Consider the following 15,454-nt stretch of genomic DNA (forward strand, 5'->3'; position numbering starts at 1 on the left):
AGTGGGGGGCCAGGTCGTTCATATCCGAAATCTCGGTGTACGGCTCGGACCGGAGCTTGCCGTGATTGTCGAGGCGATGGATATGTCCGCCGGTGATGTGGTTGTGCTGGATGCAGAAAGCGGCGCGGGCAAAAGCACGGCCCTTGGTTTGATTGCCGGGGCCATTCCGGCCTCCGCCTTCGATGGCACGGTACATTGCCTTTCCAACACAGAGATTACACCACACGCACCGCGGTTGGACTACGGCAGTCCGGATCGCATCGGGTTCGTGCTTCAGACCAATATCCTGCTGCCTTACCTCACAGCCCTTGAAAACATTCGTCTTCCTGTCGAGATCGCCGGCCAGACGCTTGATACCGCTTGGCTTACGCATCTTCTGGGGGCCTTGGGGCTGAGCGGGCTGGAGTATCGGAAGCCCACCGAGATTTCGGTGGGCCAGCGTCAACGTGTGGCCATCGCACGGGCGCTTCTGGGGCGGCCTGATCTGCTGCTGCTGGATGAGCCTGTCTCGGCGTTGGACCCCGGCAATGTGGGGCAAGTCGAGGCTTTGATCGAGGTGCTCGCGGAAGATGCAAAGAGTGCCGTCATTCTTGCCAGCCATCAGGCGGCGCGGGGGGCTTTTGCGGGCGCGCGTCGCGCCCATCACCGGGTGGAACAGAGGGACGGTGTGACACATTCGATCTTCGCCATGGAAACGGTCTGATGGCGCTGTCCCTTACCCTTGCGCTGAAAGACATGCGTCACGACTGGCAAAGTGCGCTGTGTTTCGTCGCCGCACTCGTGGGGGTTCTCGCGCCACTTCTGATCATTCTCGCGCTGAAGAATGGTATTATTGGCACGATGGTCGGGCGGCTGATTGATGATCCGAACAACCGCCAACTTATCGCGGTGGGCGCAGGGTCGCATACGCCAGCGTTCTTTGACGAGATGCGGGCGCGAGATGATGTGGCCTTCATTGTGCCTGCGACCAGATCCATCAACACGGTCGCCAACGCGCTTAGAAATCGCAACCCCCGCGCGTTGGAGCGCGCGGTTCCGCTGATCCCGACCGGCCCCGGTGATCCGCTGCTGCCAGATATTCCCCTTACGGAGGGGCAGGCTGTTGCGTCGGATACGCTGCGGGAGCAGTTGTCACTGGAGATAGGCAGTACCGTCGAAATGGTCATCGGGCGCGAGTTGGACAGCCAGTCGCAGACTGCCCGCGCCGATCTGACGGTCACCGGGTTCGTTCCACCGGACCTCTATGGCCGGGCGGCGCTGTTTATCTCACTGCCCGATCTTCTGGCGGTGGAGCGGTTCCGCGATGATGCGTCCGTGACGCCGGAGACATGGCGCAACCCCGCACCGTTTGACCGCTATGCGAGTTTTCGTATTTATGCGAAAAGCCTCGATGACCTGCGACCGCTGCAGATATATCTTGAAGAACAGGGCGTTCAGGTTCGGCCACGCGCCGAGAATGCAACGCTGTTGCTGCTGTTCCGCAAAAATCTCAACATCCTATACGCCGCGGTGGCGGTGATTGCAGCACTTGGGTTCTGGGCCGCCATGGCCGCCAATCTGCGCGGTATGGTGGAGCGCCAGCGGATCGCCTTCAGCCTACTGACGCTTTTAGGCCTGCCCGAGGCGCAGCGTCGCCTTATCCCGATTTTGCAGAGCACAACTCTTGTGATCCTCGGGGTCGCGGCGACACTGGTGCTGGTTTTACCGGCGATTGCACTGATCAACCTGGGCTTCGCGACAGCGCCGGGGCAGTTCATTGCGCGCCTGTCGATGCTCGACATCGCGGCAACGTTGACGCTTGGCCTGATCACTGCTCTGACCGCTTCCATCTGGGCGGTCGCTGCAATCGGCAACATCCATTCAGAAGAGGTACTGCGCCATGCGTAAGGCTCTTACTCTTGCATTCTCGTTCCTTATGGCGACCTTGCTGCCATCTGCCGGTCTGGCCGAGATCACGTGGAAAGACAGCTATTACAATCCGCAACCCGCGAACGGTGATCTGGTCTTACCGATGCCCTGCGGCGGGGCGATGGTGTTTCGCAAGGTCGCAACGCCAAACTCCGATGGCGCGATCGGGGATGTGGCTGTCACCCTGGGGCAGGAAGGCAAGGATCAACCTTATCTGAACGGGCTCAGGCGGTCCTATGTCTCTGGTCCGTTCACCGATAACGAAGGCGGTCGGGACAAAGGGTATTTCTTCCTCGCCAAATACGAACTGTCAGAGATCCAGTTTGATGTGGTCATGGGGGAATGCCCGGACAAGGCGCCGCGCAAACGGGCGTTCCGGCCGAAAGTTGACACCAGCAAGCTGGAGTTTGAGCGCTTTGCCGAGGCCTACACGCTTTGGCTGATGGGCAACGCCAACAACAGTCTGCCGCGCGTGGGTGACACCAAAGGCTACCTTCGCTTGCCAACGGAAGAAGAGTGGGAATTCGCCGCTCGCGGGGGCCTCTCCGTTGAGGAGGCGCTGTTTCGGGCGCCGCTGCCACCGCTGGAAGAGGGGCAGGATCATTCGGAATTTATCGCTCACGGAGGAACTGAAAGCGCTGGTGGCAAAATACAGGTGATCGGAACGCTGGGGCCGAACCCGTTGGGGCTGCACGATATGCTGGGCAATGTGGCGGAGATCGTCTCGACCCCATTTTCCCTTGTGCGCCACGGCCGTCTTCATGGCCAGGCGGGGGGCTACGTCAAGCGGGGCGGCGACGCACGCACGCCCTTGGGCTCGATCAACAGTGCCACGCGCTTCGAGGTCGCGCCGTTTGACGTGCGTGCAGGCACGGTGACCACGGATCGCTTTACCGGTACACGGCTTGCGATTGCCGGACTTGCGATCACATCGTCGGATCAAGCGACCGACCTTGCAGCAGCGCTCGAGCGTCTTGCGGCGCTGGATGCACAACTCTCTACAGCGCAGAGCGAAGAAGAAGTTCTGGCGATTATTGATCAATTGACCGATCAGGTCGCTTCCCCGCGGGCCAAATCACAACTTGCCGTGATCCGTGACACGGTTCAACGGGGACGGGCAGAGCGAAATGCGCAACGGGACAAGTCTATCCGCCTGATCCTCGGCTCCGGCACGCTGATCTGTGACCAGGCGGTGCAGCGCTATCTCAATGCGCTGGCGATCCAGTCCGTGTTGCCGACCTATCAGGACTACGAAGCAGAAGCGCTTGCGACCGGCGACGCGGATCTTCTGGCGGAAGTGCGCGACGCGATGGCTGAAGCCACCGAAAACCTTGCCAAACTGGAAAAACGGATCGCCGCCGAAGTGATCGAATATGCGAACCTCGTTGAAGGTTTGGCCGATGATTATTCGCAAGATCTGCTGACGCGGCAGGCGACGTTCATTCAGGAAGATGTGGCCGGACGCGGCACACGCCGCGCCAGTTGCCTGACGTCTTTGCGCAATCATCTGGTGACCCGAAAGGCGGCCGGGTTTTCGGATACCGAGCTTATGTCATTAGACTTTCAGGGCATTGCGTTGAACGAGGCGGACGCGCAATGAATGGAATACGCTTTCAAACCGCTTTTGGGGCCGGACCATGCGCGACACACTAAACAAGTCTCTTGAGATCCTGATCTGGATTTCGACCGGCTTTCTGGTTCTGATTTCCTGCTATTCCGGTGCGATGATCATCCGCTATGGCGGTCTTATCCCAGGATCCGAGACCTGGGCGATCATTGGCGGTTTTCTCACGATCATTTTCGGCGTGACGACATCGTTCGTCTTTGCTGGCCTGTGCTTTCAGGTCATGGATATTCGCAATTTCACCAAGCACATGGCGATGGGCATCAAGCGGTTGCAGAAATGAAGTTCAAGGGTTTTAGGGGGTAGAACCAGATGGCAGAACAGGCGGTAGGGCTAAAGCCCGGCGACGTGATTCAGAACACCTATGAAATCCTCTCATTGCTCGGCGAGGGGGGGATGGGCGCAACCTTCAAAGGGCGCAACGTTGCTACGGGCCACGAGGTCGCAATCAAGGTGATGACGCCGGAATTTGCGCGCAACGACAAGGCGTTGGATTTGTTTCGACGGGAATCCTCGCTGCTGCGCACTGTTCAAAGTGATGCCGTTATCCGCTATGAAACCACCTTGCAGGACGCCCAAAACCGGCTGTTTCTCATAATGGAGTACGTCAATGGCAAGCCTTTGGCGTATTACGTCAAGAAGGGCGCGCGGCTGACCTCACGCGATGTGCTGAAACTGGGGCTGCAACTGGCGGGTGGCTTGGACGCGATCCACAAGCTGAACATCGTCCATCGGGACGTGGCGCCCGACAATATTCTCGTGCCCGAGGATGACATCCTGAATGCCAAGCTGATTGATTTCGGCTTGGCGTCGAACACGGTTGGGACCGAAAAGTCGATCATCGGCGACAGCGTTGCTGGCAAATTCAGCTATATGGCGCCGGAACAGCTTGGTCTCTTTGGGGGCAAAGCGACGGCTGCCACTGATATCTACGCGCTCGGGCTGGTCCTGCTTCAGGTTGCGGGCCAAGCGGTTCCGGGCGCGGGCATGGGGGCGGCCGCGCTGGAGATCAGAAGTAAGGATATTCGATTGAAGGGGGCCGGTCTGTCCCAGCCCTTGACCAAGGTGCTGGAAATGATGCTGCGGGCTGATCCGACGAAGCGGCCAAGCGATCTGCTTGGGCTGATCCGGCAGGCAATTGCCGCCGAGGAAAAGAGTGAGCCAGGCAGGAAGCGCGGTCCGGTGTCGACGCCGGTGACGATGCCCCATGACAACAAGAAGTCCTCCAGGTCGCCTGCGCTGTTCATAGGCGGTGCGCTGGTGGCGTTGGTGATTGCCGTGGGTGGTAGCGCCTATCTGTTTTTGGGGTCGGGGGCTGTGCCAGAGGACGCAAGCTTGCGCACGGTGGATCGGGCAATCGAGGTAACTGATCAGGCCGATCCGGTCGCGGAAGCTGTTGCCTTGATCAACAAAGGCGGCACCGAAAACCTTGAGGTCGCCTTGGGCGCGCTGATGAAGCTTGGCACCGACAAGGAGACACCCGCAGAAACGCGGGAACGCGCGTTGGTGGAAGTCGCGCGCATGTACGACCCAGATACATATGATGCAGCGCGCTCGCCCTTCCCACAGGCCAACGCGGCCGCGGCCCGCAGGCTCTATCAGCAAGCGGCAGAGCTTGGGTCCGCTGAAGCGCAGAACGCGCTCACCCGGTTGGGGGAGTAGTCCCATGATAAGATCGGTTTGCTTTGCGCTTTTGATGGCTTGTGCGGCGCCCGCTGTCGGGCAGGACCGACCACTGTTGATGGACGGAAAATCGCAGCTTTATGAACGTGTGCTCGTTCGGGATCGCGTACCCGCCCGTGACGGGCCGAACGGCGCTCCGGGGGAAGAGGTTGCCCCCCTCAAGCCGCTCTATGTCTATGCGCGTGACGGGGACTGGGTTCATGTCGCACCGCGTGACGAGGGGGGCGGTCAGTTCTGGTTGCCCTCCGACGCCGTGGTGAGTTGGAACCAGAACATCGTGGTGACATTCGAAGCATCTTCAAATGTAGACCGCGTTTTGTTCTTTTCAGATCTGGACGGTCTCTATGACGTGGTCGAGGCAGAAGACCCTGGCCCGGGCGCTGCCGCGTTGAGAGAGGCCGCGAAAGCCGCCGAAAGTGGTGGGCCCGCCTCTGAGACGATTGTGGCGCTCGGTCCACGGGAACAGGTTGATCAGCGCCAAAACCTGTACGTAATGCCCATTCTGGAGGCTGAAGAGGCCATTTTCGAGAACGGTGCATTGGTCAACCTGCTGAAGGTTGCCGTGGCACGTGCCAATACAGGGGACCGTCAAGCGACCCCGAAGGTGGACGCCCCGATCGGCGCCCCGGATCGGTTCCGGGAAAACTTCAAGGCAGGGATCGTCTTCGTCGTGGACACCACCATTTCGATGGAACCCTACATCCGGGGCACCCGCGCGGCCTTGCAGGAGATCTATCAGAACGTCGCGCAAAGCGCGGCGGGGGATGTGGTCTCGTTCGGTCTCATCGGCTATCGCGACAGTCTGACGGCGGCGCCAGGTCTGGAATACGACGTACGGACATTCGTGACGCTGCAGGACGGCAGCGACCTGCAATCTTTCCTCAACGGCATCGACCAGATGACCGAGGCGAAAAGCTCGTCGCGTAATTTCCGGGAAGACAGTTATGCCGGGGTCGAACACGCCATCCGTGCACTGGATTGGTCCGGGTTCGGCAGCAAGCTGATCGTGCTTGTGACAGATGCCGGACCGCGCGAGGCCGGGGACGAACTGTCCTCGACCAAGCTCAGCGCCGCCGGGCTCAACACTGTTGTGAAGGAACGTATAGGGGCCGCGATTGCGGTTCTGCACTTGCGAACTGACAAGGGTGCGCAGGATCATGACCGGGCCGAGCAGGCCTATCGCGATCTGTCCCGCGAACCCAATCAGGCCTCGCTTTACTTCGGCGTCGAGAATAGCGATCCGGCTGAATACAAGCGGGTAGCTCAGAACTTGGGGCAATTGATCGTCGATCAGGTGGTCAGTTTCCGCAAAGGGACGGAGCCTGAGGACTTTCCGAAGAGCGCGCCGAATTCCGAATTTGCCCGGGCGCTCAGTTCGGCGGGGCGTACGATGCAACTGGCCTATCTGGGTCGCGAGCAGGGCACCGAAGCGCCCGATGTGTTCGAGGCCTATGTTGCGGACAGAGATTTTGACCGAACCGGATTGAAGCCGCTTTCAATCCGGCTTCTGCTCACCAAGTCGGAACTGAGCGATCTGGATGAGGCGCTGAAGATCATCATTGAGCAACAGGAAGAGAACATCCTGAACCCAACCGAGTTCTTTTCCCAGGTTCTTGGCGCAGCGGCTGACATGAGCCGCCGTCCTGACGAGGTGTCCCGCAGAAGCGATCTCAGTCTCGCCGAAGCCGTGTCGATCAGTGAATATCTTGAGGGGCTTCCGTATCAGTCAAGGATTATGAGCATCACCGAGGAAGACTGGATCAAGATGTCCTTTTCCGAGCAAATCACCGTGACCAATGAGTTGTACGAAAAGCTGGAACGTTATCGGCGATACAACGAGGCGACGGATCAGTGGGTCGACTATCTGGGAACGGGCGCGCAGGCAGAAAATCTGCTCTATCCGATGCAACTGAATGACCTGCCGTGATTGGCCCGGTGTTTAGGCCTTCAGGCGCGGCTCGATGATCTCACGCAAGACCGCGCTGAACTGCTCAATATCAGAGCGATCCTTGCGGTTCGGCGTGACGAAACATCCAAATTCAACCTGCATGGCAGGCTTCCACGGAATGAGGCGGATACCGTCTGATATCTCGGGATCCACGGCAACAGGATCCGCGAACGTATAGCCCAACCCCAAGTAGACAAGCCTGTAGGCTGCGGACCCGGCCGACACCTCATGCTGGATCTTCAGGGAAATGCCCGCCCGCTCGCATTCCCGATCAACGATACGTCGAATCGCGGTGGTCTCATCAAGCGCGATGTAGGGAAGATGCTTCACGTCATCCGGCCCGAGCGATTGTCTGTCTGCCAAGGGATGCCCCCGCGCGATCGCGATCCGCAGGTCCGTTTTGCCAAGCTGGATCGGTTTCAACGTATCAACGGGCAGGGGCAGAACCGAAATGCCGATGTCATACCGCCCGTTCATGATCTGGCGGCCCAAATCCCGGCGCGGGTGAATCTCCAGCTTGATCGGAAGCTCCTCGCGGCGCTTCGCCATCTCGGCGATGGCCGGGATCACTAGGCCGTTTACAATACGCGAATGGCAGATAACGCGCAAAGGCTCGGATTTGCCCGAACGCACTTGCGAGAAGAAGCTGGGAATATCCTCGATTTGGGACAGGATGCGGAGGGCCTCGGGATAGAACCGTTCGCCTTCCTCGGTGGGGATCAGCCGCTTCTTGTCGCGACGAAAAAGCTGAACCGCGAACTCCTCTTCTAGAATTTGCAGCAACCGGCTTGCCGCTGACTGGCTCAGGTGCATACGATCTGCGGCTCGCCCCAGCGTGCCTTCTTCCATAACCAGCGAAAACACCTTCAGACTTCGCAAGTTCATTGTTCTAATTTTCCGATATATGAATTGAATAATTGCGTTTTTTCTACGTTATCAATGCCGCTAATGTCCAGCGCTAGACAAAGGCACCAGGAAGGTGCCGTTCCACTTGGGAGGACTACGAATGAAACGTCGCGAACTTATCAAGACAGGTATGGCCGCAACTGCGCTTGGCCTTGCGGGCGTGCCCGCATTTGCAGAATGGAACCCGCGCCGTCCGATCGTTACGATTTTGCCATACGCGGCAGGCGGTGGAACAGACGCTTTGGGTCGCGCTGCGGCTGCGTCGGCTGAAGGCATTCTGCCCGTTCCGCTGATTATCGTGAACAAGCCCGGCTCCTCAGGGATCACGGGTGCGACAGAGGCCGCAGCTGCGCGCCCTGATGGCAACACGATGATGCTCACGTCGTCTGGATCGTTTTTGCTGACATCAATGCTGCGGGAGACTGATGTTAACCCGTTTGACAGCTTTGAAATCGTGGCCCAGATCGGCAATTTGACCCCAGCCGTCATCGTTCCTGCCGGCAGCCCTTTCCAGACCCTGCAGGATCTGGTGGACGCGGCAAAGGCAAATCCCGGTGGGCTGCGGTGGGCCCATAACGGCCGCGGCGGGTTCCACCAAGTTGCGGGACAGAGCTTCCTGAACAGAAACGACCTTCAGGCGCAGGATGTGCCTTTCAAAGGTGGCGGGCCAACACGGGCGGCTGTCATCGGCGAGCAGGTTGATTTTGCGTTTGTCGGCATTCAACAGGCGGCTGGCTTTGAAAACGAGCTTCGTGTGCTCGCATTGGCCGCGCCGGAACGTGACCCGATCCGGGATGACGTACCGACCATTCCCGAACTGGGCTTTGACTACGTTGCCGTATCTTCACCCATCGTCCTGTTCGCACCGAAAGGCACCGACCCCGAGATCGTGTCGGGCATGGAAACTGCGCTGAAGGAGATCACGGAAACGCAGCAATTTTCGGATCTGATGCGCGAGCGTGGCAATGTCCCGGCTTTCTTGACAGGGGAAGAGACCGAAGCCCGTCTGCGTGCAATGCAAGAAGAAACCCAGCCGGTGATTGATGCGCTGAAAGAGCAGGGCTGATCCTTGAGCGTGGGCTCCTCTCCCGCCCCGCAGGCTGTCGGTTTGGCACTGGTCCTTCTGGGGATTGGTGCCACAGCGACCAGTCTGTCTATTCCGTTGGATCAGTACGGGCGGTGGGGCGCACGCATCTTTCCGTTGGCCGGTTCCTTATCCCTGCTGCTTCTGGGCGGGATTGAGCTGCTTTCAGCGCGGAATATCTCTAAAGAGCCCACGGACACCCGTCATTTGCCGGCGATTTTTGCATTGCTGGCACTGGCCATCGGCTATGTCTGGGCCATCGCGCATTTCGGTTATCTGCTGAGCACTGGGGTCGCCGCGCCGATCGCCATGTGGATTTTTGGTGTGCGGCATCCGGTTGGCCTGTTGATTGCCGCACTCCTTTGTCCGGCTCTTTATCATCTGATCTTTTTCAAACTTCTTGGTGTGTTCCCACCGCTTGGGCTTTGGTTTGACCTGCTCGATGTAATCGGGGGCTACTGAGGCAATGGAAATTTTTGTCGGCCTCGCAACAGTTCTCACTGACCCCATTCTGATGGGATGGGTTTTTGCCGCCGCTGTTGTGGGCATGGTCGTCGGGGCCATTCCGGGGCTAACGGCATCCGCTGCAATTGCAATGCTCCTGCCACTCACGTTCTACATGGAGCCTCTGCCCGCCTTGGCGTTTCTTTATGTCATCGGCAAGTCGGGCAGGTACGGCGGTTCAATCGCCGCGATCCTCTTCAATACACCCGGCACCGCCGCATCTGCAGCGACACAGATCGACGGTTATCCGCTGGCCCGTCAGGGCAAGGCGGGAAAGGCGATGAAGGTTGCAACCATCTCATCGGTCATCGGGGATTTTGTTGGGGAAATCCTTTTGATTGTGGGCGTTGCGTGGATCGCGGCGATTGCCCTGAAACTTGGCCCGCCGGAGCTGTTTACCGTATATTTTGCGGCCTTCATCGTGATCGGATCCGTGATTGGGAAATCCGTGACGCGCGGGCTGGCCTCGGCAGCGTTGGGTGTTCTGATTAATATGATTGGACTTGATCCAATCAGCTCCACCGAGCGGTTCACCTTCGGAAGTTTTGATCTGACAAACGGGATCGGCCTTGTGCCTCTGATGATCGGGATTTTCGTCTTGGGTGAGGTTTTCGCGCAGATCGAAGAGCGAGGAAAGACCGCAGAGATGGTGCCGGATGGGGACGACGCCGCGCGAAACGGTCTGACATGGGCTGAGTACAAACCCTGTATGCCCCATGTGATCCGGTCTTCCTTCATCGGCTCCTTCATCGGCATGCTGCCGGGACTGGGCTCCGCCATCGCGGCCTTTGTGGCATATGGCGAAGGTAAACGGCGCGCAAAGAACCCGGAGGAGTGGGGCAAGGGCGCGCTGGAGGGCATTGCCGCACCGGAATCTGCAAACAACGCGGTCAGCGGTCCATCCATGGCGCCCCTTTTAACCTTGGGCATCCCCGGATCAACCATCGGCGCGATCTTGATTGGGGTCTTCCTGATCCACGGAATCCAGATCGGGCCAACCCTGTTTCTGACCTCCCGCGATCTGATCTATGCGCTCTTCGCGTGCGGTCTTATCGGCATCGTCATGTACGGCGTTATCGGCTATTATGGTGCGGCTTATGTGGGGCGGTTTATCACCCGTATCCCGACCCAAGTTCTCTATCCAATTATCTTTCTGACATCTTTCATCGCCGCCTATACGTCCCGCGGAAACCTCTTTGATGTCTACGTGATGGTGGCTGCGGGCTTTTTGGGCTGGGGTATGCGCAAGCTCGACTTCAATCCTGCGGCATTTGTCATTTCTTTCGTTCTCGCTGGCGGGGCGGAGGAGACATTTCGCCAAGCACTTCTGCTGTCGGACAACGGCGTTCTGATTTTCGTGACCCGACCGATCGCGCTTTTGTTCCTGCTGCTGGGATTTGCTGCGCTGGCCGTGCGGGTGCGAAGCCTGAATCGTCAGGCGCGCGCAAATGCGCTGAGGGATGCCTAAAATGAGTGGTCCGTTAAAGAGTATCCGTGTGATTGACTGGACCCACGTGTTGGCGGGGCCGGCCTGTTCCTATTTTCTGGGACAACTCGGGGCCGAGGTCATCAAGATCGAACATCCAGGCCATGGTGACGCGATGCGCCACCGGGGCGGCACCGACAAGGCGCGCGCTGCGCAAGGGATGAGCACAGCCTATCTGACCCAGGGGGCCGGTAAGACGTCCATCGCCGTGGATCTGGGGCGGCCACGCGGGCGCGAGGTGTTTGAACGACTTTTGAAATCGGCGGATGTTCTGGTCGAAAATCACCGGCCTTCGACGCTGGACCGGTTGAACCTGTCGGAGGCGCAAACCCGTGCGATCAATCCGCAGCTTATTCATTGCGCGATGACAGGGTATGGGCGGGCAAACGATATGGCTGATGTCCCTGCCTACGATATCAACATTCAGGCAATCTGCGGTTTGATGGATTTGACCGGAACTGCAGATACTGGCCCGATCAGGACAGGCGCGCCCATAATCGATTACGCTACGGCCCTGTCGGGGGCGTTTGCAGTGACCGCTGCGTTGTATCAACGCGCGCAGACGGGCGAAGGCGCCTTCGTTGACGTATCCATGCTGGAGACCGCGTTGACGTTGATGAGTTCCACCGTCACCGATTTTCGTTTGACCGGTACTGTTCCGAAGCCGCGTGGAAATGCAGCCAACAGCAGATCTCCGGCAGCCGGGACGTTTGCGTGCCGAACCGGCCACATAAGCCTCGGAGTGAATGAAGAGCGTCAGTTTGTTGCGCTGGCCGAGGCTTTGGGTCAGGCCAATTGGCTGCGCGATCCCCGGTTCGCCGAAAGAGTGGCGCGCGACGAGAATGCAGCAGCGCTTGGGGATGAGATCGCAGCGGTTTTGGTGACCCGCGACGCGGAGGAGTGGGAGCCACGGCTCAGCCACCATGGCGTACCCGCGGCTCGGCTGCGTAGTTTGCCAGAGGCGCTCGATTTGCCGCCGGTCCACCAACGCGGTTATCTTTCGGACGCTCCCGACACCACCGGCGCGGCTCTGCCGTTTGAGATAGATGGCACTCGCGAGATCGCAGCCGGACCGTCCCCCGCCTTGGGCGCGGACACTGTCGCAATTTTGCGTGATCTCGGGTACGATACGTCGGAAATTGAAGCGCTCGGCGAAGACGGCGCTGTGGACCGCGTAGAACCTGCAACTGTTGGGTGACTGTCGCGTGCATATTCGTTATGCCCAGATGTGATGATACCTGACGACCCAAACCCCGCCGATTTTGACCCGTCCAAACCGCTTAGCGGTATCCGAGTTCTCGACCTGACGAATGTTCTATCGGGTCCGTTCGCGTGCCATCAACTGGCACATCTTGGCGCGGATGTGATCAAGATCGAACGACCCGGCAGCGGTGATCTGGCCAGACAGCTTGGTGCTGATCCAGATCTCAATGCCAAGAATATGGGCGTATCTTTTCTGGCGCAGAACGCTGGTAAGGCGTCCGTTTGCCTGAACCTGAAAGATGCGCGCGGTGTGGAGCTGCTTAAACGGTTGGCAGCCGAGGCCGATGTGCTCGTGGAAAACTACCGCCCCGGCGTTATGGAGCGGCTTGGTGTCGGTGCGGAGACGTTGCGCGCTGTAAACCCGCAATTGATCTATTGCGCGATTTCCGGCTTCGGTCAGGATGGTCCGTGGAAAGATCGACCGGCTTATGACCAGATCGTTCAGGGTCTGGCGGGGGTGATGTCGGTTACCGGAGCGCCGGACGGTGATCCATTACGCGTGGGCTTTCCAATCGCCGACACCGTGGGCGGTTTGACAGCAGCATTCGCAATCACCGCAGCACTGAATGCACCCAAGCGGGGCTGCGTTATTGACGTCTCAATGTTGGAAGCCACGCTTTCCACGATGGCGTGGGCAATCTCAAACTTTCTCATAGCGGGGGTTGCTCCTCAGCAATTCGGCAATGAGAATCCGACCTCCGCCCCGTCCGGTGCGTTCCGAGCGGCGGACGGGTTTCTCAACATTGCAGCGAACAAGGATCAGCAGTGGACGGCGCTTGCGCAGCATCTGGGTCGCGACGATTTGCTGATCCGTCCCGATTTCGCCACCCGTGAAGATCGCAAGCGCAATCGCCTGGTTCTGCGGGCCGAGCTAGAGACCGTTCTGGTCACCAGACCTGCGGCCGACTGGGCGCGGGAACTGAACGACGTGGGCGTCCCCGCAGGGGCAATCATGACCGTACCTGACATTCTCAGTCATTCCCAAATAACGGAGCGCGGGTTTCTGGCCACCTATCAGTCCGATAGCCTGGACATGCCAATCCGGGCCGTGCGGACCGGGATCAAGATGAACGATGCTGCACCTCACGTCGCCGATGCGCCGCCAGCTTTGGGGGCGGATACGGCACGTATCCTTGGCGCCATCGGAGTGTCAGAGGCAGACCTGAAAGACCTGAAGGCCGGAGGGGTAATATGAGTGACGTCAGCGACTGGTGGACGACGGGCATCATCGATATGGAACCTGGGCGGATAGATATCCGCGGTCGGCCCATTCAGGAATTGATCGGCGAGGTCAGTTTCGCGCAGATGATTTGGCTGATGCTCAGGGGTGATCTGCCGTCCAAAGGACAAGCGCAGTTGCTGGAAGCGGCATTGGTCGCCGCCGTCGATCACGGACCACAGGCCCCTTCGATCGCCGCGGCGCGGATGGCCGTGACCTGCGGGCTTGATCTCAACAATGCGATGGCGAGTGCGGTAAACATGCTGGGTGACGTCCATGGCGGTGCGGGGGAACAGGCGGTGCACATGTTTCGGCAGATAGATCAAGATGGTGATCTGGACGCAACTCTCGCTTCATGGCGTTTCGCGCATGGCAAATACATTCCGGGCTTCGGCCACAGGTTTCATAAACCAACCGACCCGCGCGCGCCGCGCCTTCTGGCGCTGGTCGGAGAGGCGGTGACGGCAGGTGTTTGCGATGGCCGGTTCGCGCAGATCGCCATACGATTGGAACGCCAGCTGGCAGAGGACGCAGGTCGCCCCATCCCGATGAACATCGATGGTGCCACCGCCGTTATTTTCGCCGAGCTGGGGTTCGCCCCTGAACTGGCCCGAGGCATCTTCTGCCTATCGCGGTCTGTGGGCATTCTGGCCCATGCGTGGGAGCAGAGCCAGCAAGGCGGGCGCAACAAGGGACCAACGCCCCCGGGCTACCGTTGGACCTATAAAGCGGATGACCCGAACCCTTCATAAGTCTGGACAATTTGGCGCGAGATATGCCAGTCCTGCGCTCGACAATCTGTCATATTTGACCCTGCGCCATCTGCGGCGCATCATATTGAAAATGTTCCATCCGGAGGTTCCTCATGAACATATCCATTCGCGCGCTCGGTCTGAGCGCGTTTCTCACCCTCAGTGCAGGCGCCGTCAGTGCTGCCGAGTGCATCGCGCCAGCGAACCCAGGGGGCGGATGGGACTTCACATGCCGCCAAATCGGCAAAATTTTGTATACACTGGGCGAAGTTGATAGCCCTGTTCAGGTGACCAACATGGCTGGCGGCGGCGGCGGCCTTGCCTTTGGCCACGTCGTGAATGAGCGCAACACGGACGAGGACCTCATCGTGGCGGCGTCTTCGGCAACGGCAACACGGCTTGCGCAGAACGCATTCGGCGGCCTGACAGCTGATCAGGTTCGCTTTGTCGGCGCCATTGGTGCGGATCCGGGTGTGATCGTCGTGGCCGACGATAGCCCGTATCAGTCCCTCAACGAATTGGTTGATGCGATCAAGGCCGATCCCGGCTCGGTCGCGTTCGCAGGCGGTTCCGCGGCCGGTGGGTTTGATCATCTCAAGGTCCTTCAGGTCCTGAAAGAGGCGGGCTTCGATGACATTCGCAAGATCAAATATATCGGCGTCGATGGCGGTGCGGACGCAATCACACAGACCGTCGGCGGGTTCACCCAAGCAATGACCGGCGATATGTCCGAGATCGTGGGCTTCCTGAAAGCTGGCGAAGTGCGTGCCCTTGCTGTCTTGACCCAAGACCGGGTGCCTGGTTTTGAAGATGTCCCAACGGCCAAGGAACAAGGTTTCGATGTCGTCGCCGTGAACTGGCGTGGTCTTTACGTGCCCAAAGACATCTCGGACGAGGCATTCAACGCATGGGCGGACAAACTTCTGAACGTGGCAAACAGCAGCGAATGGAAGGCCGCAATGGAGGCAAACGGCCTGGCGCCCTTCACTATGGTTGGCGATCAGTTCCAGAATTGGGTTAATACCGTCGTGGCATCCGTAGAGGCACTCAGCCGCGAAATCGGTGTGATCCAATAGG

General features: G+C 59.2%; 14 protein-coding genes. 13 read left to right on the forward strand and 1 reads right to left on the reverse strand.

Features of this window, described 5'->3' with window-relative positions:
• Position 1: 1 nt before the first annotated feature.
• From KIN_RS05730 to KIN_RS05755, 6 genes are read left to right on the forward strand one after another with little or no spacing between them, the layout of a single operon-like run.
• Positions 2 to 703, forward strand: a complete 702-nt coding sequence (locus KIN_RS05730) for an ATP-binding cassette domain-containing protein (protein ID WP_243144822.1) — start codon at positions 2 to 4, stop codon at positions 701 to 703.
• The gene (locus KIN_RS05735) at positions 703 to 1,887 is read left to right on the forward strand and encodes an ABC transporter permease family protein (protein WP_159804962.1); all 1,185 of its coding nucleotides are present in this window, start codon (positions 703 to 705) and stop codon (positions 1,885 to 1,887) included. The genes KIN_RS05730 and KIN_RS05735 overlap by 1 nt, the downstream gene beginning before the upstream one ends.
• Positions 1,880 to 3,508, forward strand: a complete 1,629-nt coding sequence (locus KIN_RS05740; RefSeq protein ID WP_159804963.1) for a formylglycine-generating enzyme family protein — start codon at positions 1,880 to 1,882, stop codon at positions 3,506 to 3,508. The genes KIN_RS05735 and KIN_RS05740 overlap by 8 nt, the downstream gene beginning before the upstream one ends.
• A 37-nt stretch (positions 3,509 to 3,545) precedes the next feature.
• Positions 3,546 to 3,815: a hypothetical protein gene (locus KIN_RS05745; protein ID WP_159804964.1), complete on the forward strand. Its 270-nt coding sequence runs from the start codon at positions 3,546 to 3,548 to the stop codon at positions 3,813 to 3,815.
• A gap of 29 nt (positions 3,816 to 3,844) precedes the next feature.
• Positions 3,845 to 5,194 (forward strand): serine/threonine-protein kinase, encoded by a 1,350-nt coding sequence (locus KIN_RS05750; protein ID WP_159804965.1) that lies wholly within the window; start codon positions 3,845 to 3,847, stop codon positions 5,192 to 5,194.
• 4 nt (positions 5,195 to 5,198) lie between these two features.
• Entirely contained in the window at positions 5,199 to 7,142 is a 1,944-nt protein-coding gene (locus KIN_RS05755; protein ID WP_159804966.1) for a vWA domain-containing protein, read from the forward strand.
• A gap of 12 nt (positions 7,143 to 7,154) precedes the next feature.
• Here KIN_RS05755 and KIN_RS05760 read toward each other — a convergent pair whose 3' ends face one another.
• Positions 7,155 to 8,048: a LysR family transcriptional regulator gene (locus tag KIN_RS05760; protein WP_159804967.1), complete on the reverse strand. Its 894-nt coding sequence runs from the start codon at positions 8,046 to 8,048 to the stop codon at positions 7,155 to 7,157.
• A 121-nt stretch (positions 8,049 to 8,169) separates the two neighbouring features.
• Between KIN_RS05760 and KIN_RS05765 the strand changes: the two genes are divergently transcribed.
• From KIN_RS05765 to KIN_RS05795, 7 genes are all read left to right on the forward strand, one after another.
• A complete protein-coding gene (locus KIN_RS05765) occupies positions 8,170 to 9,135 on the forward strand; it encodes a Bug family tripartite tricarboxylate transporter substrate binding protein (protein WP_159804968.1) in 966 nt (321 codons plus the stop codon).
• A gap of 9 nt (positions 9,136 to 9,144) precedes the next feature.
• A complete protein-coding gene (locus KIN_RS05770; RefSeq protein WP_243144843.1) occupies positions 9,145 to 9,615 on the forward strand; it encodes a tripartite tricarboxylate transporter TctB family protein in 471 nt (156 codons plus the stop codon).
• 4 nt (positions 9,616 to 9,619) lie between these two features.
• Positions 9,620 to 11,125, forward strand: a complete 1,506-nt coding sequence (locus tag KIN_RS05775) for a tripartite tricarboxylate transporter permease (protein WP_159804970.1) — start codon at positions 9,620 to 9,622, stop codon at positions 11,123 to 11,125.
• A 1-nt stretch (position 11,126) separates the two neighbouring features.
• Positions 11,127 to 12,341 carry a CaiB/BaiF CoA transferase family protein gene (locus KIN_RS05780; RefSeq protein ID WP_159804971.1) on the forward strand — a complete coding sequence of 405 codons (1,215 nt, stop codon included), beginning with the start codon at positions 11,127 to 11,129 and terminating at the stop codon, positions 12,339 to 12,341.
• Positions 12,342 to 12,374: 33 nt separating this feature from the next.
• Complete coding sequence (locus tag KIN_RS05785) at positions 12,375 to 13,601, forward strand: CaiB/BaiF CoA transferase family protein (RefSeq protein ID WP_159804972.1); 1,227 nt, start codon at positions 12,375 to 12,377, stop codon at positions 13,599 to 13,601.
• The gene (locus KIN_RS05790) at positions 13,598 to 14,377 is read left to right on the forward strand and encodes a citryl-CoA lyase (protein WP_159804973.1); all 780 of its coding nucleotides are present in this window, start codon (positions 13,598 to 13,600) and stop codon (positions 14,375 to 14,377) included. The genes KIN_RS05785 and KIN_RS05790 overlap by 4 nt, the downstream gene beginning before the upstream one ends.
• Before the next feature lie 113 nt (positions 14,378 to 14,490).
• Positions 14,491 to 15,453 carry a Bug family tripartite tricarboxylate transporter substrate binding protein gene (locus tag KIN_RS05795; RefSeq protein ID WP_159804974.1) on the forward strand — a complete coding sequence of 321 codons (963 nt, stop codon included), beginning with the start codon at positions 14,491 to 14,493 and terminating at the stop codon, positions 15,451 to 15,453.
• Position 15,454 lies beyond the last annotated feature (1 nt).

The sequence above is a fragment of the Litoreibacter roseus genome (assembly GCF_009811795.1).
GTDB lineage: Bacteria > Pseudomonadota > Alphaproteobacteria > Rhodobacterales > Rhodobacteraceae > Litoreibacter > Litoreibacter roseus.